At 59.7% G+C, this 19,427-nt stretch carries 17 protein-coding genes; 10 read left to right on the top strand and 7 right to left on the bottom strand.

The features are described 5' to 3' along the window. Positions 1-38: 38 nt before the first annotated feature. From IIY41_RS05635 to IIY41_RS05625, 3 genes are all read left to right on the top strand, one after another. Positions 39-1,049, top strand: coding sequence for a sugar kinase (locus IIY41_RS05635; RefSeq protein ID WP_009324822.1), 1,011 nt, complete (start codon positions 39-41; stop codon positions 1,047-1,049). A 156-nt stretch (positions 1,050-1,205) separates the two neighbouring features. Then, positions 1,206-1,976, top strand: a complete 771-nt coding sequence (locus IIY41_RS05630; RefSeq protein WP_009324820.1) for an HpcH/HpaI aldolase family protein — start codon at positions 1,206-1,208, stop codon at positions 1,974-1,976. Further along, positions 1,973-2,938, top strand: coding sequence for a D-2-hydroxyacid dehydrogenase (locus IIY41_RS05625; RefSeq protein ID WP_134109098.1), 966 nt, complete (start codon positions 1,973-1,975; stop codon positions 2,936-2,938). Before IIY41_RS05630 ends, IIY41_RS05625 begins: the two co-directional genes overlap by 4 nt. Before the next feature lie 57 nt (positions 2,939-2,995). On the opposite strand, the gene IIY41_RS05620 is transcribed toward IIY41_RS05625, so the two are convergent. Next, positions 2,996-3,310, bottom strand: coding sequence for an AbrB/MazE/SpoVT family DNA-binding domain-containing protein (locus tag IIY41_RS05620; RefSeq protein WP_154521139.1), 315 nt, complete (start codon positions 3,308-3,310; stop codon positions 2,996-2,998). Positions 3,311-3,385: 75 nt separating this feature from the next. Here IIY41_RS05620 and IIY41_RS05615 point away from each other — a divergent pair, with 75 nt between their 5' ends. Beyond that, positions 3,386-3,586: a helix-turn-helix domain-containing protein gene (locus IIY41_RS05615; protein WP_009324815.1), complete on the top strand. Its 201-nt coding sequence runs from the start codon at positions 3,386-3,388 to the stop codon at positions 3,584-3,586. A 293-nt stretch (positions 3,587-3,879) separates the two neighbouring features. On the opposite strand, the gene IIY41_RS05610 is transcribed toward IIY41_RS05615, so the two are convergent. The 6 genes from IIY41_RS05610 to IIY41_RS05585 form a co-directional block, all read right to left on the bottom strand. Further along, positions 3,880-5,016, bottom strand: a complete 1,137-nt coding sequence (locus IIY41_RS05610) for a Gfo/Idh/MocA family protein (protein WP_009324814.1) — start codon at positions 5,014-5,016, stop codon at positions 3,880-3,882. After that, positions 5,013-6,572, bottom strand: a complete 1,560-nt coding sequence (locus IIY41_RS05605) for an aminotransferase class III-fold pyridoxal phosphate-dependent enzyme (RefSeq protein WP_287400103.1) — start codon at positions 6,570-6,572, stop codon at positions 5,013-5,015. The genes IIY41_RS05610 and IIY41_RS05605 overlap by 4 nt, the downstream gene beginning before the upstream one ends. Positions 6,573-6,607: 35 nt before the next feature. Further along, positions 6,608-8,005, bottom strand: coding sequence for an L-arabinose isomerase family protein (locus IIY41_RS05600; protein ID WP_050004996.1), 1,398 nt, complete (start codon positions 8,003-8,005; stop codon positions 6,608-6,610). A gap of 182 nt (positions 8,006-8,187) precedes the next feature. Next, the gene (locus IIY41_RS05595; protein ID WP_282146906.1) at positions 8,188-9,708 is read right to left on the bottom strand and encodes a xylulokinase; all 1,521 of its coding nucleotides are present in this window, start codon (positions 9,706-9,708) and stop codon (positions 8,188-8,190) included. A gap of 3 nt (positions 9,709-9,711) precedes the next feature. Further along, positions 9,712-10,551, bottom strand: coding sequence for a class II fructose-bisphosphate aldolase (locus tag IIY41_RS05590; protein WP_009324810.1), 840 nt, complete (start codon positions 10,549-10,551; stop codon positions 9,712-9,714). A gap of 233 nt (positions 10,552-10,784) precedes the next feature. Further along, positions 10,785-11,927, bottom strand: a complete 1,143-nt coding sequence (locus IIY41_RS05585) for a Gfo/Idh/MocA family protein (protein ID WP_055081234.1) — start codon at positions 11,925-11,927, stop codon at positions 10,785-10,787. A gap of 375 nt (positions 11,928-12,302) precedes the next feature. Between IIY41_RS05585 and IIY41_RS05580 the strand changes: the two genes are divergently transcribed. From IIY41_RS05580 to IIY41_RS05555, 6 genes are all read left to right on the top strand, one after another. Continuing rightward, positions 12,303-13,277, top strand: coding sequence for an ABC transporter permease (locus IIY41_RS05580; protein WP_009324808.1), 975 nt, complete (start codon positions 12,303-12,305; stop codon positions 13,275-13,277). A 21-nt stretch (positions 13,278-13,298) separates the two neighbouring features. Next, entirely contained in the window at positions 13,299-14,234 is a 936-nt protein-coding gene (locus IIY41_RS05575; RefSeq protein ID WP_009324807.1) for a carbohydrate ABC transporter permease, read from the top strand. Positions 14,235-14,296: 62 nt separating this feature from the next. Beyond that, positions 14,297-16,036, top strand: coding sequence for a type 2 periplasmic-binding domain-containing protein (locus IIY41_RS05570; protein ID WP_009324806.1), 1,740 nt, complete (start codon positions 14,297-14,299; stop codon positions 16,034-16,036). A 150-nt stretch (positions 16,037-16,186) separates the two neighbouring features. Further along, entirely contained in the window at positions 16,187-17,416 is a 1,230-nt protein-coding gene (locus IIY41_RS05565; RefSeq protein ID WP_050004991.1) for a DegT/DnrJ/EryC1/StrS family aminotransferase, read from the top strand. A 150-nt stretch (positions 17,417-17,566) separates the two neighbouring features. Next, the gene (locus tag IIY41_RS05560; protein ID WP_278658495.1) at positions 17,567-18,472 is read left to right on the top strand and encodes a dihydrodipicolinate synthase family protein; all 906 of its coding nucleotides are present in this window, start codon (positions 17,567-17,569) and stop codon (positions 18,470-18,472) included. A 21-nt stretch (positions 18,473-18,493) separates the two neighbouring features. Next, on the top strand, positions 18,494-19,408 hold the full coding sequence (locus IIY41_RS05555) for an aldo/keto reductase (RefSeq protein WP_270247856.1): 915 nt from the start codon (positions 18,494-18,496) through the stop codon (positions 19,406-19,408). Positions 19,409-19,427 lie beyond the last annotated feature (19 nt).

The raw sequence follows: 19,427 nt of genomic DNA, 5'->3' as shown, positions 1-19,427 counted from the left end.
AATATTTTACACAGGCAAAAGAAAGCGGTGCAGTAGGAATGGAAAAGGGCGGAAACAGCGGAAATATAGGAGCGCGCAAGCCGATCCTGGCTTTGGGGGAGCTGCTTGTGGACCTTGTACCCGGGCGTGAGGGCATGCGCATCGAGGACGCGGGCCCTGTTGTAAAAACGGCCAGCGGCTCGGCGGGCATTTTCGCCTGCGCCGCCACGCTGCTGGGCGGACGGGGCGGCTTCATCGGCAAAGTGGGGCGCGACAGCCTCAGCCGGATGGTAGCAGGCACACTGCGCGGCCAGGGGGTGGATCTCTCCCGTCTCATCGTCTCGGACGAGGGACAGATGGGCCTTGCGTTTTTGGAATATCTGCCGGAAGGGCGGAATTATCAGTATTACCGTAAAAATTCAGTGGGCAGCCTGCTGCGGGCCAGTGAGCTGGACGCGGAGTACATCAGCGGCGCCTATGCGGTGCATTTCCCCGGCATGCTGCTGGAGCTGACGGAAGAAATGCGCGGTGCATGTGAACGTCTGGTGGAAATCGCGCGGGAGAAGGGGATTCTGGTTTCGTTCGACCCAAACATCCGCCGCGAGCTTTCAGCGGATGCGGCCGCACGGGCGCGCCTGCTGTGGGCGGTGCGCCATGCGGACGTAGTGGCGCCCACATTGAGCGAGGGGCAGATGATTACGGGTGAAACGAGTATCGGCGACGTGCTGCGCGCGCTGCATGCAATGGGGCCGCGGGTCGTGGCGCTCACGCGTGACAAAGACGGCGCCGTGCTGAGCCGCGGCGGTGAGGTGGCTGTTGCGGCGGGCATCGACGAAGAGCCGGTCGACCCCACGGGCGCGGGCGATACGCTTGCCGCGGCACTGTGCGTAGGCCTGCAGGAGGATATGTCCCTGGCACGGCTGGCGGCGTTCTGCAACTGTGCGGGCACGCTGGTCATCAAGAAAAAAGGCGCCATCGGGATGGCGCTGCCCGAACGCGGACAGGTGGACGCGATGGTGGCCTCCGGCGTGTGCCGTGTGGAATGCATGCCGCTGGAAAGCCTGGTATGACGGCAAGGGAATCTGAGCCCGCCGCGTACCGGCGAAAGGCATACCGCGCCCGCGGCGGGGGCGGCGGGCGCGGTATGCCGGTGCGCTGAACGGAGGCCCCGCATAGGAGAGAACGCGCGCCGCACGGCGCGCTGCTGAAAAAAGGAGAAGAGAGACATGGCATTGTTAAAAGAACGCCTGAAAAACGGCGAGCAGGTACTGGGGACCATGGTGACGACATTTGCAAGCCCGGATATTGCGAAAATACTGCAGAGCTGTGGGTTTGACTTCTTCATCGTGGACTGCGAGCACGGCGCGTTCACCACGCGCGAGGCGGCGAACATCATTGCGGTGGCGCGCGGCATCGGTATGCCCGCGTTGGTGCGTATCCCGGAGATGCGCCGGGAGCACGCGCTCAAATTCATGGAGATGGGGGCGTCCGGGCTGCTTCTGCCCAATACGGAAACAGCCGAACAGGCGCGTATGCTGGTGGACTGCACCAAATACGCGCCCATGGGACACCGGGGCGTTTCGCTTTCGCGTCCGCATACGGATTTTAAAAGAGTAGACGGACGGGAATATATGCGCCGGGCCAATGAAGAAACCATCCTGATGTGCCAGATCGAATCCCGCAAGGGCGTGGAGAACATCGGCGAGATCATGGCGGTGGAAGGTATCGACGTGGGCTTCATCGGCCCGAACGATATGACGCAGGATTACGGTATCCTGAACCAGTTCGGCCATCCTGATATCGTGGCGGCGTTTGAAAAGGTCATCGCGGCGGCCGAGGAAAACGGAAAGTGGGCCGGCGTACATTTCGGCGCGGCGGAGCCGCTGAAACCGTGGCTTGCCCGCGGGATGCAGATGAATATGTGGAACAGCGACAATGGGCTTTTGGCCCTGGGCGCCTCGGAAATAGCCGGGCTGCGCGGGAAGGAGCAGGCATGAAAATCGTAATTCTGGACGGATACACGGAAAACCCCGGAGATTTGAGCTGGAACGGCTTTGAGGCGCTGGGAGAGGTAACGGTATACGACCGCACACCCTTTGCCGACGGCAGCGGCGAGATCGTGCGGCGGGCGAAGGGGGCGGATATCCTCATCGTGAACAAAACGCCGCTTTCCGCTGAAACGCTGGCGGAACTTGCGCCGGAACTGCGGTATATCGGCGTACTGGCCACAGGCTACAATGTGGTGGATACCGCCGCGGCCAAAGCGCAGGGCGTGCCCGTGTGCAATATCCCAACCTACGGCACTGCGGCGGTGGCCCAGTTTGTGATGGCGTTGCTGCTGGAGCTGTGCCACCATGTGGGGGACCACAGCCGCTCGGTAAAAGAGGGCGGCTGGAGCAGCTGTCCGGACTTTTGCTACTGGAATACGCCTCTCATCGAGCTGGCGGGCAAGACGTTCGGCGTTATCGGCTACGGGCGCATCGGCAGGGCGGCGGCGAAGCTGGCCGCGGCCTTCGGCATGGAGGTGCTTGCTTTCGATAAGTTCGCGCAGGACGACGGCGTGGCGCGCATGGTGACACTGGACGAACTGCTGGCGCAAAGCGATGTGATCAGCCTGCACTGCCCGCTGTTTCCGGACACGCAGGGCATCATCAACCGGGAGAGCATTGCAAAGATGAAGGATGGCGTACTGCTCATCAATACCTCCCGCGGGCCCCTGATCGTGGAGGAGGACCTGGCTGCGGCGCTGCAAAGCGGCAAGGTGGCGGGCGCGGGCCTGGATGTTCTGGCTGTGGAGCCTGCGCGCATGGATAACCCGCTGCTGAAGGAAGAAAACTGCCTGGTGACGCCGCACATTGCCTGGGCACCGAAGGAAAGCCGCCAGCGGCTGATGGACATTGCGGTGGAAAACCTGAAAGCTTTTTTGGCGGGCGCGCCGCAGAATGTGGTGAATGCCTGAATCGTAGACATCATAAGAAAAGCGGGAACCCGCCTGTTGCGGGTTCCCGCTTTCTGCCTATTTGCTGGAATTGCCGCGGCTTTCTTTTTGCGCCTCGATGTGGAGGTGCAAATCGGCATAACAGTCTGCGCCGCATAGAATTTTTGTATCGAATTTCAGTGCGGGGCAGGCGCCGCAAAAAGCGCGAGTCTTTTGGTATTCTTTGAAAATTAGCTGTCTGTCCTGCCAATGCACAAACGATAAAGAACCGGCGTCAAAGCCGGGGATTTTACATATTTCTTTGGGAATCACAATGCGTCCTGGAGAATCCGCTTTACGAATAAATCCAACATTTTTCATTTGCACACCTGCTGTATTTTCATTATGCGTCATATTGACGCGCATGACGATGCGTCGATATGAAACAATTTATAACGGAAAGGGTGGTGATGCCAATGGAATATCCGAATGTTTGCGCGTTGTGTGAGGAGGGGGGATTTAAGCCGGCAGGAACTTGCGGGCTATCTGCAAATTTCGCGCGGCAGCTATACAAACTATGAAATTGGAGCACGCGGCATCCCGGCTGAAGTTTTTATCAAGCTGGCGGACTATTATAACGTTAGCGTTGATTATTTGATGGGAAGAACAAAAAATCCAAAAAAGGAATAAGTAAAACCGGACAGGGGTAAAACCTGTCCGGTTTAGGCTATCGAAAAAGTAGAAACGCAAAAGATATCGCCAGGAAAAGCTTGAAAAAGGGGTGGTGAACTCCTTTTTTCATTTAAAATAACCCCGCGACACCCCGCAGGGCTAGTGCCGAGGCGTGTAGAGCGAAGCGCCCGCCGAAGGCCGCCGTGCGTGGCGACCAGGGCCTTGGCACTGGTCGTAAGCAGCTTGTCGAAAAAGCTGTGCTTTTCCGACAAGCTGAACCGGACAGGAGTAAAATCTGTCCGGTCTTTGTTTTATTCCAGCGTCACCACGCGCTTTTGCGTGTAGGATTCCAGGGCTGCCGTGAGCACGCGATGGCTCAGATGCGCCTCGGCCGGGGTGAAGCAGCCGAAGGAGCAGGGAAGGCCGCGCAGCTCGCTGACGAACGCCGCGAACATTTGCAGCAGGGAATCGGAAAAGCCGAATTCAAAAATAGAGCCGGTGATAACGGGATACAGCGTTTTCTGGCCGATGACCAGCCGCGCCCATGCCTGTTCACGGCCAACGGCCTGTGTATAATGGATGGCGTTGGGATCGTCGGTGGTGAACCGGGCCGACAGGTTGAGACCGTAAATTTCATACTCCACGGTGTTGGTGCAGCCGGGGGCCATACGCTTCATTTCAAGCTGCATGGGGAACGTATCCCCCGCTGTGTTTTGCGCTTCGCACATCAGGATGGCGTTGTCCCAGGTTTCACAGGGAACGGGCACGCCGTTTTCGTCCGGCCGTGTTTTGGCGATATTGGCAAGCTGCGCGCTGACGGTGCGGGGCGAAAAACCAAGCCGGAAGGGCAGGTGCTGCGTGTGGATGCCCAGGTCTCCCATACAGCCGTATTCTCCGTTGGCTGCACGCATGCGCTTCCAGTTGATGGGTTTTGCCAGATCCATGTCGGAGGAATGCTTGATGGCGAAGCGTGCCTCGATGATCTGCCCGAATGCGCCCTCGCGGTACCATTTTACCATCTGCTGTACGGCGGGATAGAATGGAAATTCGCTGGCGCACCGCACAAATACCTCGGGGCGACCGGCCATGGCGGCCTCCACCTCCTCGCAGGCCGCAAGGTCCATGCCGAAAGGTTTTTCCCCGATGAGGTGTTTTCCCGCGCGGATGACGTCGCCGTACACCTGTGCGTGCAGGTGGTGGGGCACCGCGCAGTATACGGCCTCCACCTCGGGATTGGCCAGCAGCTCGTGGTAATCGCTGTAAAAGTACTTTGTGTCCGGCACCTGGCGGAACCAGTCGAGATTTTTTGGCGAGAGGTCGCACGCAGCAACAATGACGGGGCGGGGCAGCTCGCATGCCAGATGCAGCCAGCGCATGGAGACGCTGGCGAATTCGCGGCCCATCAGGCCGCAGCCGATCACACCGAAGCGCACGGGTTCCATATTCATAGGGCCGCTCCCTTCTGCGCGGCTGTCTCGGCCAGCGCGCTGTCAAACAGGGCGACGAGCCTTCCGGCCATCGTCTCTGTGGTAATGAGCGGCAGCTTTGTAAGAGCTACCGGCGGACAATTGGGCTTATAGGTCTGTGCACTGATGTCCACGCAGCGGTCCCGGTTCATGCGGGTACAGAAATCCACCGCATCGTCCACGCTGTCGAAGCACAGCGCCGTCATGTGGGCGTCACCTTCCACGCCTGTGCATACCTGCGGGTATTTTTGCGCCAGTGCACGTACCTGTTCGTGGTAATACCGGCCCGCGGCTTCGATGTGCGCGCCGTTGGCCCCGATGAATTCCATTGTCACAAGATAAGCCAGGCTGGCCAGTTCTTCCTGTCCGTTGGTCACAAGCGCACCGAACTGGCTCAGGCTGTCGAAAGCGGCGCTCGTCAGGATCTTGCTGGCGGGGTAAACGCCCCCGGGGAAGCCCTTGCCTACGGAGACAAAGTCCGGCGTAAGGCCGTATTTGCGGAACAGGAACAGTCCGTCATACCATGCACAGGACTGGATCTCGTCGCACAGTACGGGCGTGTCGGTGGCGCGGCACACTTTGTACGCTGCCTGCAGATATTCCTCGGAAAGGCGGATGCCGCCGTAATTCATGAGGACGATCTCGTGACAGAAGCCCGCCGTTTTGTATTTGCCCTCGTTCCAGCGGCGCATGGTCTCGGCAAAGGCGCCGGAGTCGTTGATGGGGACGGACACCACCTTGTACAGCTCGTTTTTCTGCGCGGCTGTGTAGAAGTCCGGCCACAGGCCGCGCAGCGTCTGCGCCAGCACCGTAGTGCCGTGATAGTTTCCGGTCACGCCGCCGGCATTGTCTGCCATGACAACGAACACGGGTACGCGGCCTGCATACTGTGCGGGCGCGCCGTCGATGGTGTAAAAGCGGGAGAGCATCATTTTGAGCGCGGCCTCCACGGCCAGGGAGCCGGTCTCCAGATTGATGACGGTATTCAGCACGCCCGGCTCCTTTTGGGACAGAATGCGGTCCAGCGCCGGGTCTGTGGGCTGGAGGCCGTTGGCGGCGGCGATGAGGCGGCGCTCCAGCGTGCGGGTGATAAAGCCGCGGGTGTTGTTGTGCGTAGCATTGGGGATTCCGAGACGCTTGGCGTTTTCAATAAGCGAGTAGCCTGGAAAGTCGTGTCCCAGGGGAATCTGGTAATGCTCGCTTTTGCCCGCGAAATACAGGCGGCCGTCCTCGCCGATGCGGAATGCGCCCAGCCCGCCCAGCGGAGCTGCAAAGCTGTGCTGGGCGGCACGGTATGAATGGGTGGGCGCGCCGTTCTCAGTGTCTGCAAAAGCGGGCGCAAGGGAGTGGCCGATGTTGCCCATCAGCTCCTCCTGGCGGCGGGCAAAAGCCTCGGGATAAAAATCGACCTTCTCATCGGCCACGGCGCGCAGAGCTTCGGGGCTTTCGCCTGTGAGTGCCGCGCGCGCGCGGCACACGGCCGCGGTGTATTCCGCGCCAAGCAAGTCGGTAAGGGAACGCCGGATGTTCTGGATCATATCAATTCTCCTTTTCTGCCATTGCGGCGTATTGTTTATACTTCGACGAACTCAATGCCCAGCAGGCGGCACAGCAGACGGACGCGCGCAGCATAGTCGCCGGGGACGATGACCTCATGGTGAGTGCCGCCCTGCTCCAGCCATGCCTTGATGCAGGCGCGTACGCCGGATGCGGGCCGGAAGAACATATACGGCATGTCGATCTTGCGCAGGCTGCATTCGTCCAGTATCTCGCCCGGGGCATATACGAGGCGGAAGCGTTCGCCGCCCACATGCACCAGGCTCATCACGCCTGCGGGGCCGGGTTCCGGCGTGAAGATGGGTGTGGGCGGGTTGGAAAGGCCGCCTTCATTGAATACCCGGTCCATCAGGAAAGGCTTTTTGTCCCTGCGGCACATGGCCCAGTTGCCCTCGCCCGCGTGGCACAGCAGGATGGCCTCCCGCGCAAAATCCATCATATACATCTCGCTGAAACCGGCCTGCCCGCACAGGCGCAACATAGCCGCCATGAGCATGGCGGCAGTGGCGTCGCCCTCGGCTGCATAGCCGTAGCCGTCGGCCATCAGGCTGGAGGCGGCCAGGAAGGGAAGATGCTCGAACCGTCCGTCTGCTCCGAATTCCTCGAAGTGAACGGTATACCCCGCATATCCGTTTTCCTCCAGATAACGCTTGAGGCCCAGATACATGCGCACGGACTCCGCATGGCGTTCGGGCGGCAGCTTGGGGTCGATCTCAAAAACAGTGTGCTCGTACGCCACGCGCGCGGAGATATCCTCCGGCGTGACCCCGGCGCAGGCACGCTGCACGGCGCCGATGGAATCGTATACGAATTCCGGCCCCAGCTTGCGGTAAACGGCCATATCATCGGTGATAACGTCGCCCATGCCGGCCAGCTTTCCGATGATTCCGATCTTCATCCGCCGCAGCGCGCATGCCGTGTGCGCCGCCGCGCCGAAATCCGCTGCAAAGGCTGCAAGCTCGCCGTTTTTGCGGCTGCCCGCGAAGAATGCGCAGGGGATGCCGGCCCGCATCAGGCAGTTGGCGTTGTCCTGTGAGCCGTGGATGCCCTGATTCACTGTGAGCTCCCATTCCTCGAAATCGTCGCCCACGGTCTCATCCGGCTGCACCAGTGCCAGCGCCAACGGAAGCGTATTGCGCTGCATGGCGTGTACCAGGTACTGCCCCTGAGAATAGCTGAGCATCAGGATGAGGATGCCGTCCAGTCCCTCGGCGTTGTATTGTGCGGTGAGGGCTTCTATGGCCTCCCGGCTGGCGGCGATTCGCGGAAAGACAAAATCGGCTGTACCGGAGAGTGAGGCGATGACCTCCTCGACATATTTGTGCTGGCTGGCCATGATGCCCGGAAACAAAGGCTCGTAGCCCTCCAGCATCAGCGCCAGGATACCCAGACGCGGCTTGTGTTGTAACTCCATATCCTTTTCCTCCTTTTTGACAATGGGAAGGTTTTTCGTGCGGCAAACGCCGTGAATCTGTGGACGATGCCGGGCTCGCGGCGGCGTACGGTACGTCGTATTCGCGGGCCGCCCGGGCGCGCGTCGCTTTCGGCAAGGTGCCAAAAGCGGCGCGCGGTGCGGTTTGTTCACGGGCAGCCCCTTTAAAACGCGTTGTACAGCGGTTTGACGGCGGCATAAAGCTTTTTGTACAGGCTGTATGCCGTGTCATAAGCGGGCGCGCGGGCGTTGTCTGGAAGATAGACGGCGCTTTCACCGCGGCAAGGGAAAACGCCGGGGGCGATGAGTCCGCTGCCCCACCCGGCCAAAAGGGCGGCACCCATGGCGGTGGCCTCGCTGCACGCGGGCACGCGGAACGTGCGCCCGCAGGCATCGGCTTTGATCTGCTGCCACACAGCGCTGCGTGCGCCGCCGCCCAGCGAGTACACGGTGTCGGCGGGACAACCCAGAGCGTTCAGCATGCCGAAAAAGTCCCGCAGCAGAAACGCGACGGATTCCATCACGCTGCGGGCGAAATGGGCCCGCGTGGTGGAAAGCCGCGCGCCGAAGAATACGGCGCGGGCTTCGGGACAGGCGTCGGGATCCACGCTGCCGGATAAAAACGGCAGGAACGCCAGCCCGTCGCACCCGCAGGGGACGCTTTGCACCAGCGCGTCCAGCGCTGCATATCCCGCTGCTCCTGCGGGAAGGTCGCGGCAGAATTCGTCCCGGAACCAGCGCAACGCCATGCCCGCCGTGTTGCCGATGGGCAGGTACAGGTACTTGCCCGGCAATGCGTGGCGGTAGACGGTTACGTGGTGCCCGCTGCGAAACATGGGAGCGTCTGTGCAGGCGGCCATTACCAGCGCGGTACCCGTGGTTTCGGTGACGGTGCCCGGGCGCGTGCAGCCTGCGGCAAGCGCGGCGGCGGTCTGGTCCATTGCGCCCGCAACGACGGGGATGTTCGGTGGCAGGCCCAGCTCGGCGGCAGGGCCGGGCAGCAGAGAGCCTGCGGGCGCGCCGCATTCCAGCAGTTCGGGCAGCAGTTCCGCAGACGCGCCGGCGGCGGCAAGGCCGCTGTGCCACAACCCGTCGCTGTGCAGGTCGAACCAGCCGGTGGAGGTCTGCAGGGATTTTTCACTTACGAACCGGCCGGTCAGCCAATGGAGCAGATAGTCCTCCAGCAGCAGAAGCTTATGCGCGCGGGCAAAGGTATCCGGTTCGTGTTTGCGCAGCCAAAGCAGCTTTGCCAGCGGAAGCGCGCCGGTGACCTCCGGCAGGCCGGTGGTTTTGTAAAATGTCTCGTTGTCCAGCACACTGCGCAGAGCCTGGGCCTCATTTTCCGCGCGGCTGTCCAGCCACACCAGAAAGGGGCGAAGCGGCTCGCCCGAACGGTCCGCGAGCGTGAGTGTTTCGCCTTGTGTGGTGATGCTTACGGCTGCGGGAATACAGCCGGGCGCCTGGGACAGCGCGTCGGCAAGCCCGGCCCGCGCGGCGGCTTTGTACTGCGCCGCGTCGGCCTCCACGCGTTCGCCCTGTGTGCGCAGGGCATATTCCTGCACGCTGCACGCCAGAAGTTCCAGCGAGGGGGAGAAAAGGCAAGCTTTCACGGCGGTGGTGCCCACGTCCAGCACCGCGATACAGCGGCTGACGGCTTCGTGTGCCTGTATCTGTGTGCCGCCCATCTCTTACGCCTTTCCGTCGCTGCCGAATACGCGCATATGATGCATCGTTTCGTGCTTGACGGCCTCGGTGATGAACGGCATCAGTTCAAATGCACCAACAGATTCCGTGAAATGGGTGTGAGCGGCACGGGCGGCTGTCAGGTTATTGTGAGTGAAAATGTTGATTTTGGAGATGCCTCCCGCAACACAGGCGCGGAAATCGTCGTCCGAAAGCCCGCTGCCCCCATGCAGCACCAGCGGCGTTGAGCATGCTCCCGCAATACTGGCGAGGCAGTCCAGATTAAGCACGGGCTTTTCCGCGTATACGCCGTGGGCCGTACCAATGGCAACAGCCAGCGCGTCGCAGCCGCTTTCGGCAGCAAAGCGCAGCGCGTCCTGCGGCTGGGTATAAATGGTTTTGGCGACGGCTTCTTCGGCGGAGCCGTTGGAACCGACATGACCGATCTCTGCTTCCAGTGAGCAGCCCGCGGCGTGCGCCTTGGCGGTCATTTCACGGGTGCGGCGCACATTTTCTTCAAAGGGCAGCATGCTGCAGTCGTACATAACGGAGGAAAAGCCCAGGCGGATGGCTTCTTCCACCAGCTCCGGCGTGAAGCCGTGGTCAAAGTGCAGCGCAACGGGCACACCGGCACGGCGGGCCATGCCCAGCATCATGTCGGCATATTCCGCAAGCGAAGCGCCGGGCAAAAGGCTTTCGGCGGGCCCGATGATGACGGGGGAGTGCAATTCCTCCGCTGCCGCAAGGATGCCTTTCGTCATTTCCAGTGTGACGCAGTTGAACAGCCCAACGGCATAGTGCTTTTCACGGGTGTCCGCGAGAATGGTTTTCAAATCGACTAACATAGCAGTCGTCCTCCTTTTTTAACAATGGGAAACTTGGCCGGATGCCGGCCGCCTCGAATCTCCCTGCGCGGCCGGTATAACAAAGAGCTTTTGACAATGAAGAATCCGGCCCGATGCCGTCCGTGGCTCTCCCTGCGCGGCAGGCGTGCCGGCCCGGGCGGGATGCCGGTGAAAAAGCTTTCCTGTGCGGAGCTTTTGCAGGTGAAAGGGGATGGATATTTGCGCGGTCCGCGTCAATACTCGATGGAAAGGAAGCGCCCCTCTGCGTCCGCCTGCCGGGCGGCGAGGCAGCTTGCGGCGCTCACAAGCCCGGCTGAAAGGTCGGAGCGTGCTTCTCCGCCGTCCAGCACGCGCAGAAAATCCAGTGCCAGCATCTCGTCTCCGCCGAAATGCATGCCTGCGGGAAAGTTGAATTTGTGGGTGACTGTCTGGGGGGATAAGTAACGGTCCACACGGATCTCGGCGGTGTAAAAATCAAATTCCGCGCTGCCCTCGGTACCGATAAGCCGTGCGCCGCGCCGCCCGGCGCTCTTTTTTACAACAAAATTCTGGTTGTAGCTGATCAGCATGCCGCTTTCCGTTGTGAAAATGACGCTGGCGCCGTCCTCGTTGCCGGTGTCTGAGGCAAAGCAGCAGGCGTCGCCCTGGACATCTTCCTTCAAAATGTTTTTTACCACGTAGCTGCTTTCGGGGCAGGTGCGGTAATCCGGGCAATCCGGACAGTGCAGGCCCGCCGGACGGTCCCCTTTGAAATGCAGCTTGGCGGTCTTAGCGCACACGGAAACGGGGCGCTCGCCTGTGAGGAAGTGGATGTAGTCGATATCATGGGTGGCCTTTTGCAGGAACAGGCCGCCGGTCTCGGCCGGGTCGCGGTACCAGCTGTGATAATAAACGCTGCCGTAGGGGACATTGTTGACGGCCTGCACCATCGTAAGCCTGCCCAGCACGCCGCTATCCACAATGCGCTTCATCTCCAATGTGATGGAGGAAAGGCGCAGCGGGAATGAAACGACCACTTGCTTCTCCTTGCCTGCGGCCGCGCGGCGCAGCTGCTCATACTGGGGGCGTGTGATGCACACGGGCTTTTCCAAAAACAGGGGCAATCCCATATCCAGCACCCGGCAGGCGTAGGGGGTGTGCAGCGAGCAGCGTGTGCCGATGAACACCCCGTCCAGCGCTTCCCCGGCAAGCAGCTCGTCCGCGTCTGCATACCAGCGGGTATGGGCGAAATAAGGGTCGCCTGCCAGACCGGGGGCGATCTCGGCATGGCGCGGGTCTGCTACGGCGGCTACGGTGATGTCTGCCTCCAGCGAACGGAAGGATTTCATCATTGTTTCCGAGCGCAGGCCATATCCGATGAACCCGATGCGTTTCATAATTCCATTCCTCCATTTTTTGTGCGGGGCCGCTTTTCTTTATATTACATATAAAAGGCGGGCAAATGGCTTTGCAGTGCGCCTGCGCCGCTTTTTATACGCTTGCCGTGCTAATAATTATTTGATTATTAGCAAATTTTAAGAGAAAATATTGTAGATTTTTACTAAAGAAAGGCCCTACTTTTTGAAAGGTGATTTGCTTGACAACCCCGATAAATGCTGATATAGTTTAATTGAAATCAAGGATTGCAAGGTTATTGTGCCACAGGTGACATCTAAAAGTCAAGTAGGTGAAAGCAAATAACTTTGCACAGAAAAGACAAAATTATTAAAAATTTATTACTAATAATTTTGAATCATCCGGGAGGTTTTCAAATGTCCGAGGAATCAAGGGCCATGCGGGCCCCCAATGCGCTGCGGCGGCCAAACAAATTTATTGCGTATATGCGCAAATACTGGTTTGTTTACATGCTGGTGCTTCCGGGGCTTGTCTTCATGCTTGTGTTCGATTACGGTCCCATGTACGGTATTCTGCTTGCATTCAAGGATTATTCCCCCCGCTTGGGCGTGTGGGGCAGCCCGTGGGCGGGCCTGTCTCATTTCCGGGAAATGCTGGTAGACCCAAACTTCATCCGCGCATTTAAAAACACGGTGCTCATCAACCTGTATAATCTGGCGTTCGGCTTTACATTCAACGTGTTTCTGGCGCTGATGATCAACGAGCTGAAGATCAAGAAGGTTAAACCCGTGGTGCAGACCTGTGTGTATCTGCCGTACTTCCTCTCATGGGTCATCTTTGCCGGCCTGGTGCAGGTGTTTCTGGAGTATCCGTCCTCGGCCGATATCGGCGGAGTGGTGAACCAGGTCATCTCTGCATTGGGCGGCCAGCCGGTGGACTTTTTGAAAAACCCGGCCATGTTCCGCACCATCCTTGTCATCACGAATATCATCAAAACGGCGGGCTATTCCACCATCGTGTATCTGGCGGCGATCTCGGGCATCGACCCTGCTTTGTACGAAAGCGCCGCCATCGACGGCGCCAACCGTAAGGATATGCTGCTGCACATCACCATTCCGCGCATCCTTCCCAGCGTGATGATCATGCTGATCCTGCAATTGGCGAGCCTGTTCATCTCCAACTTTGACCAGGTATACAACCTGTACAACAACTATGTGCTCAGCACCGGCGACGTGCTTTCCACATATATCTACCGCATCAGCCTGGGCGGCTCCGGCACGAATTTCGAGCTTTCCACAGCCATGAACCTTGTGCTCAATACCATGGGCCTTATCGTGGTGCTGGGTGCGAACAAATTTGTGGAAAAGCTGGATGTCCAGGGCATATTCTAAGCCGGAAGGAGGGCCTTATCGATGCGTTCAAACAACAGCTTGCGCAGAAACGGCAAATATCGCCGCAGCATGCGCCAGATACTGGGATTTAACTTCTACGATGTATTCGTATTTCTTTTCTGCATCGTCTTTGCGCTGGTATGCGTGTATCCGATGTGGTATGTTCTGGTGGCGTCCGTCACGCCGTATGAGGAGTATATCAAGGGCGGGCTGATGCTGTGGCCCACCGGCGGTGTGGACCTGCAGTATTACAAAGCAATCTTCAGTACCAAAAGCTTTACCAACAGCATGTGGATCTCAGTGAGCAAGACGGTCATCGCCACTGTGCTCAGCGTGCTCGTCACGGCCAGCATGGCTTACGGCGTCAGCAAGGTGCACGTAAAGGGCATGAAGGTCATCAACGCGCTGGTTGTGTTCAACCTGTTCTTTACGGGCGGCCTGATCCCTCAGTATATCCTCTATCAGAACCTGGGGCTTCTGCGCAATTACTGGGTCATGGTCATTCCCGGAGCGCTGAATATCACTTATTTCATCATCATGCGCAACTATTATTCTTATTCTGTGCCAAAGTCTTTGGAGGAAGCGGCACTGCTGGACGGCTGTACGGATATCGGCGTGTTCTTCCGCATCGTCATCCCTGTGAGCCGCAGCATGCTGGCGGCCATTGCGCTGTTCATCGCAGTCATCAACTGGAACGATTATTACAACTACATGATGTTTATTTCCAATAAGACGAATCTGCAGCCTTTCGCCTGGATTCTGCGCCGCATGCTGGTGGACCAGACCATGATGAACCAGGTGCGCAACGGGGCCGTGGGCATGGGCCTGCAGCTTCCGCCGCCCATGGCGCTGCGCATGGCGACCATTATCTGCGCCATGGTGCCCATCATGTGCGTGTATCCGTTCCTGCAGAAATATTTTACCAGCGGCATCACGCTGGGAGCCGTTAAGGAATGATGTTATTGCCCCACGCTGCGGGGTAGAACATATAGAACCATAATCAACAAGGAGGATTAACCATGAAAAAGCATTTACACGTTTTGGCACTGCTTCTGGTGGCCGTGATGCTTGTGTCCGCGCTGGCGGGCTGCGGCGGCTCAGGCAGTTCCACCCCCGCGAGCGGGTCTGGCTCTACCTCGGCGGGCGAGCCTGCCGACGCTAACCCCAACGCCGGCCGCGAGACGGTCAACATCCGCTTCGCTCAGTTCGGCAACAGCGTCGACGACGTGGACGGCATGGAGAACGACCCTATTAAAAAAGCGATTGAAGAAGCCGTGAACGTCACGCTGGAGTACGATACCGGCACAGATGGGTTTGACGAGCGCATGCAGACCGAGCTGTTCACGGGCGGCGCCGCCGACCTGTTCCCCACCTGGGGCGAGAGCGAGAAGATCAGCAAATGGGCTGAAGAGGACCTCGTTGTCAATATCGCCGAGATCGTCAATGCTGAGCCTGACCGCTACCCCACGCTGTACAAAATCATCAACAGCGACGAGTACAAGGCTTACAACAAGCTGTACACAGGCGATGAAAACGCCGCCTATGCCATTTATTCCGTGGCCGCGTTTGCGGACCCCAGCTTTGCCGGTGTGCCCGTGTACAATACTGCGATTCTGAACGAAGTGAACGAGGGAAAAACGCCCGCTACCGTGGAGGAATTCATTGATTTCACCAAGGCGTGCGGCGCGGCCGGTTATGTTGGCTGGTGGCCCCGCAACGACAAACTGACCAACTGGCAGCAGATTGACAAGACTCTGGCTGCCCCGCAGGGTACGAGCATTCTGCCTCCGACGGGCGACGTCTGGAGCGGGTTTGTGCCCAGCGGCGAAATCGGTACCGACAGCGAGCACTGGACGCTGGCCACTGTCAGCGATGAAGCAAAGGAAGTTGTGAAACAGCTTGCCGAAATGTATGCGGCGGGCGGCCTGGATTCCGGTATCGGCGTCAAGGGCGATTTCGATGACGCATACTCTGATTTCGGCGCGGGCAAGATCGCTTCTGCGGACTTCGGCTTTGGTTATCCGGGCCAGTTCCGCGACTTTTATAAAACAGCCTGGGCCGCTGCCAATGACGGCGCGCAGATGAGCGACCTGACGCTGGGCACGTCTCTCACGTCCGACGGAAATTATGGTAAAACATATACCACAGGCACGTGGATCGGTGCGCATTACTTTATTCCCACTACCTGCGAAAACCCTGACCGCGTGCTCGACCTGGTGGAGTATCTGGCAAGCACAGAGGGACAGGACCTGCTGCACAACACCACAAATTACGAGTTCCGCAACGATCAGGGCTCTGATTTCTGGCAGCCCATCAACAAAGCTTACGGTTATGACGACAACCGCTGCAAATATGTCTGGTTCAGCTACCTGCTCAGCGGCACGGAATATGAAGTGAACTTTGCAGACAACGATTGGTGGACGGCCGTGTCCCACCCCATCGACAACAGCAACGAGTGGGCCACTGAAGAGGACGCCGCGCTTGTGGATTATGCCAAGGGGATCGTCTCCGGCTTCGTGGATGAAGCCGTGGAGTATCTGCCGGCGTACTACAATCTGATCAGCCTGCCCTCTGAGGCCGCTGATATCCGCACGAAGCTGCAGGATATCTCCAACCAGTATCTGACGCAGATGATCGGCGGCCAGATGGACGTCGAGACGGCATGGCCGAATTATGTGGCCGAGTATGAGGCTGCCGGTGCAGCCGAACTGGAAACGATGGTCAACGAGGCCATTGCCACAGCCCGCGCCGCCGCGTAAACTTTATTCGGCACTGCCCGCAGCAGCCGCGCCCCTTTGGGGCGCGGCACCATGTCCGGAGCCCCGGCATGACGGGATTCCGGGCCAAACAGAAAAATATGAGCCGCGCGCCGCGCGGCGCAGAACAAAACGATTCAGGAGGGTATGAATATGCCACAGGCAAAGCTGTCCGATCCTTCCGGCCGCGGCAAGGCCGAGGGGTTTAAGGTGATTTTTCCCATGATGCAGCACCCGTACACAGAGGCCGAGATCCAGGCTGTTGTAGATGTGATGCGCAATGCGGAGGGCCAGACGCAGGGCAAATATCTTGAAAAGTTCGAGAAGGACTTCGCCGCATTCGTGGGTGCGAAGTATGCCTTCGGCGTAAACAACTGTACCAACGCGCTGAAGCTGGCGGCTATCTTCTGCCACATTCAGCCCGGCGACGAGGTCATCGTGCCCGCGTATACTTACTGTGCGTCGGCCATTCCCTTCGGCGATCTTGGCGCACATATCGTCTGGGCAGACATCAATAAGGATACCTGGACCATCGACCCCGATGATTTCGAGCGTAAGATCACGCCCAAGACCAAGGCTGTGGTGGCCGTTCACCTGCTGGGCATCCCCTGCGACATGAAGCGCATCGTGGCCATCGCCCGGCGTCACGGGATCAAGGTGGTGGAGGACTGCGCACAGGCGTTGGACTGCCGCATCGACGGCCAGCATGTGGGGACCTTCGGAGATTTTGGCTGCTTCAGCTTCCATGCGGCCAAGACGATGACGACTCTGGGCGAGGGCGGCATGTTTGTGTGCAGTGACGACCAGGTGGCTCACAACGTGCCGGGCATCCGTCACAACGGCCTGTGCGCGTTCCAGGGGGAACGTGAGCGCTACTGGGTTCCCGCCATGAGCAACGTGGACGAATTCCTGGAAGACCGCTGGCCGCAGAACTTCTGCCTGGGCGAAGCGCAATGTGCGCTTGGCTCCGAGCAGCTCAAGAGCGTGATCGCCAATAACGAGATCCTCATCGAACAGGACCGCAAGATCCGCGAATGGCTCAAGGATGTGCCGGAGATCACTTTCCCCGGCATCGTTGAGGGAGGGCGCTATGTCGTCCACCAGTACATCATGCACTACGACGGAAGCAAATACGGAAAAAACCGCAACGACCTGCTGGACCTGCTGACACAGAAATACGGCGTACGCGCCATCGTGCAGTATTATCCGCTGTATCGCTACCCGCTGTTCCAGAAAAAGGGCTGCGGCGCGTACGACTGCCCGGTGCTGGACGCCTGGTGGGACAACAGTTTCTCGTTCCCGTGGTGGTGCGGTATCGACGACGAGAGCATGCGCATCATGTGCGAAGGCCTCATCCATGCGGTGAAGGACCTGCGCGGTTGAGCGCGGGCAAAAACGGAACGGTACCCTGACAAGCGAAAATGAACAGGGAAACGGCCGAAAAGGCAGCGGGCCCGATGGCGTCCTCGGCGGAGCATCGGACGCCGGCCTTTTCGGTTTCGTTTTGCCATTACGGCGGAGAGGATAAAGAATATGGCATTCGACAAGACACGTTTCGGGGGCGTGGTGGCTCCCATCGTGAACCCCTGCGGTGAGGACGACAGCCTGGACCGCGGCGCACTGGAGGCAAACCTCACCCGGCTGCTGGCAACGGATGTTGCAGGGCTGTACATCAACGGCGGCACGGGCGACGCGGCCAATCTGACGCAGGACGAGCGGCTGGAAACGGCGGCGCTTCTGGTGCCGCGCCTGCTTGCCGCGGGCAAGCTGGCCATTGTGCATGTAGGCCAGACAAACCAGCGCCAGGCCGTGGAGCTGGCGCGGCAGGCCGCTGCGCTGGGCGCGCATGCGGTGGCGAGCATCCCCCCGAAAAAACCGTGGCCGCAGATCGTAGAATATTACAAGGCGCTGGCCGCCGCCGGTGCGCCGGTGATCGTGTATTATATCCCCGGCGTCACAGGCATGACGGCAGGCATGCCGGAGCTGCGCATGCTGCTGGACATCCCGGGCGTGGCGGGCATCAAAATGAGCGACTGGAATATTTTCCTTCTGCGCAGTGTGGTGCTGGAATATCCGGAAAAAGTGGTGTATTCTGGATTTGACGAGATGCTGGTGCCAGGCCTTTTGTACGGCGCGGACGGATGCATCGGCACCTGGGCGAATCTGCTGCCCGATTTATATGCAAAGGTATACGCGCGCGTGCGCGCGGGCGGGGCGGACGCCGTGAAGCCGGTGATGGATGAGTTCACCGCATTTCTGGCCGTGGGCTGGAACTACGGCATTATCGATACATTTGAAGAGCTGATGCGGGCCAGGGGCTATGCCGGGCGGTGCTTCCGCAGGCCCAGCGCATGGGAGCCGGGCAAGGTGGAGCCGGCCGTATTGGCCGACCTGCTGGCGCGGCTGCAAAGGCTGGAGGATATGGCGGCGGCGTTATGAGCCGCGGAAAGGAGCGACCCTATGCAGTATACGACGATTCCCGGCACAGACATGCAGGCAAGCAGGATATGCCTGGGCACCATGACTTTCGGCAGCCCGGTGGCCGGACCTGACGCGGCGCGGCTGGTGCGGTACGCGCTGGAGGAGCATGGCGTCAATTTCATCGATACGGCCAATATGTACGAGGGCTACAACCGTTATGCGGGCAGCGCAGGCGGCGTGGCGGAGGAGATCGTGGGCGAGGCCGTGGCGCACCGCCGCGGGGATTATATCCTGGCCACAAAGGTGGGCATGAAGGTGGGGGAGGCCCCGGAGGACGAAAATACCAGCCCCGAGGCCATCCGCATTCAGCTGCGCCGCAGCCTGACGCGTATGCGCACAGACTATGTGGATGTTTATTACCTGCACCGGTACGACCCCGATACGGAGCCGCATGCCGTCGCCCGCGCAATGGGGGAAGAGCTGCGCGCGGGCACCATACGCGCCTGGGGCGTCAGCAATTACACAGCGGCTCAGCTGGCCGCGCTGCTGGCGGCGGCGGCGGACGAGGGCGTTCCGGCTCCGGCTTTGTGCCAGCCTGCCCTGAGTATGCTGAATACCGGCGCGCTGGAGGAGCTGCTGCCGCTGTGTGAAAAAGAGGGCGTGGGCGTGGTGCCGTACCAGCTCCTGCAGGGCGGGATGCTGACGGGCAAATACCGCCGGGGACAGGAAGCGCCCGCGGGCAGCCGCCTGGCGGAAAAGCCGGAGTGGATGAAGCCTTTCACCGACGAAACCTATGATGTGATAGAGCGCTGCGCGGCCGAAGCCGCGGCAGAGGGTGTGACGATGACACAGCACGCGCTGCGCTGGGCGCTGGCACAGCCCGGCGTGGTGAGCGCTCTGGTGGGCGTCAAGCGTGAAGAACAGATCGACGAGGCGGCGGGCGCGGTGCGGTGACGCCGGCCCCCAAAAAAAT

The organism is Ruthenibacterium sp. (genome assembly GCF_017421385.1).
In the GTDB taxonomy this organism is placed as follows: domain Bacteria; phylum Bacillota; class Clostridia; order Oscillospirales; family Ruminococcaceae; genus Ruthenibacterium; species Ruthenibacterium lactatiformans.
This window is presented reverse-complemented; position numbering and strand designations above follow the sequence as displayed.

Coding starts and splice junctions, on each gene's coding strand:
- IIY41_RS05620 (WP_154521139.1), bottom strand. CDS start 3,310: ATGACGCATAATGAAAATACAGCAGGTGTGCAAATGAAAAATGTTGGA.
- IIY41_RS05595 (WP_282146906.1), bottom strand. CDS start 9,708: ATGGGCGGCACACAGATACAGGCACACGAAGCCGTCAGCCGCTGTATC.
- IIY41_RS05585 (WP_055081234.1), bottom strand. CDS start 11,927: ATGAAACGCATCGGGTTCATCGGATATGGCCTGCGCTCGGAAACAATG.
- IIY41_RS05560 (WP_278658495.1), top strand. CDS start 17,567: ATGGCATTCGACAAGACACGTTTCGGGGGCGTGGTGGCTCCCATCGTG.
- IIY41_RS05605 (WP_287400103.1), bottom strand. CDS start 6,572: ATGATCCAGAACATCCGGCGTTCCCTTACCGACTTGCTTGGCGCGGAA.
- IIY41_RS05570 (WP_009324806.1), top strand. CDS start 14,297: ATGAAAAAGCATTTACACGTTTTGGCACTGCTTCTGGTGGCCGTGATG.
- IIY41_RS05555 (WP_270247856.1), top strand. CDS start 18,494: ATGCAGTATACGACGATTCCCGGCACAGACATGCAGGCAAGCAGGATA.
- IIY41_RS05635 (WP_009324822.1), top strand. CDS start 39: ATGGAAAAGGGCGGAAACAGCGGAAATATAGGAGCGCGCAAGCCGATC.
- IIY41_RS05600 (WP_050004996.1), bottom strand. CDS start 8,005: ATGGAGTTACAACACAAGCCGCGTCTGGGTATCCTGGCGCTGATGCTG.
- IIY41_RS05575 (WP_009324807.1), top strand. CDS start 13,299: ATGCGTTCAAACAACAGCTTGCGCAGAAACGGCAAATATCGCCGCAGC.
- IIY41_RS05580 (WP_009324808.1), top strand. CDS start 12,303: ATGTCCGAGGAATCAAGGGCCATGCGGGCCCCCAATGCGCTGCGGCGG.
- IIY41_RS05565 (WP_050004991.1), top strand. CDS start 16,187: ATGCCACAGGCAAAGCTGTCCGATCCTTCCGGCCGCGGCAAGGCCGAG.
- IIY41_RS05610 (WP_009324814.1), bottom strand. CDS start 5,016: ATGAATATGGAACCCGTGCGCTTCGGTGTGATCGGCTGCGGCCTGATG.
- IIY41_RS05615 (WP_009324815.1), top strand. CDS start 3,386: ATGTTTGCGCGTTGTGTGAGGAGGGGGGATTTAAGCCGGCAGGAACTT.
- IIY41_RS05625 (WP_134109098.1), top strand. CDS start 1,973: ATGAAAATCGTAATTCTGGACGGATACACGGAAAACCCCGGAGATTTG.
- IIY41_RS05630 (WP_009324820.1), top strand. CDS start 1,206: ATGGCATTGTTAAAAGAACGCCTGAAAAACGGCGAGCAGGTACTGGGG.
- IIY41_RS05590 (WP_009324810.1), bottom strand. CDS start 10,551: ATGTTAGTCGATTTGAAAACCATTCTCGCGGACACCCGTGAAAAGCAC.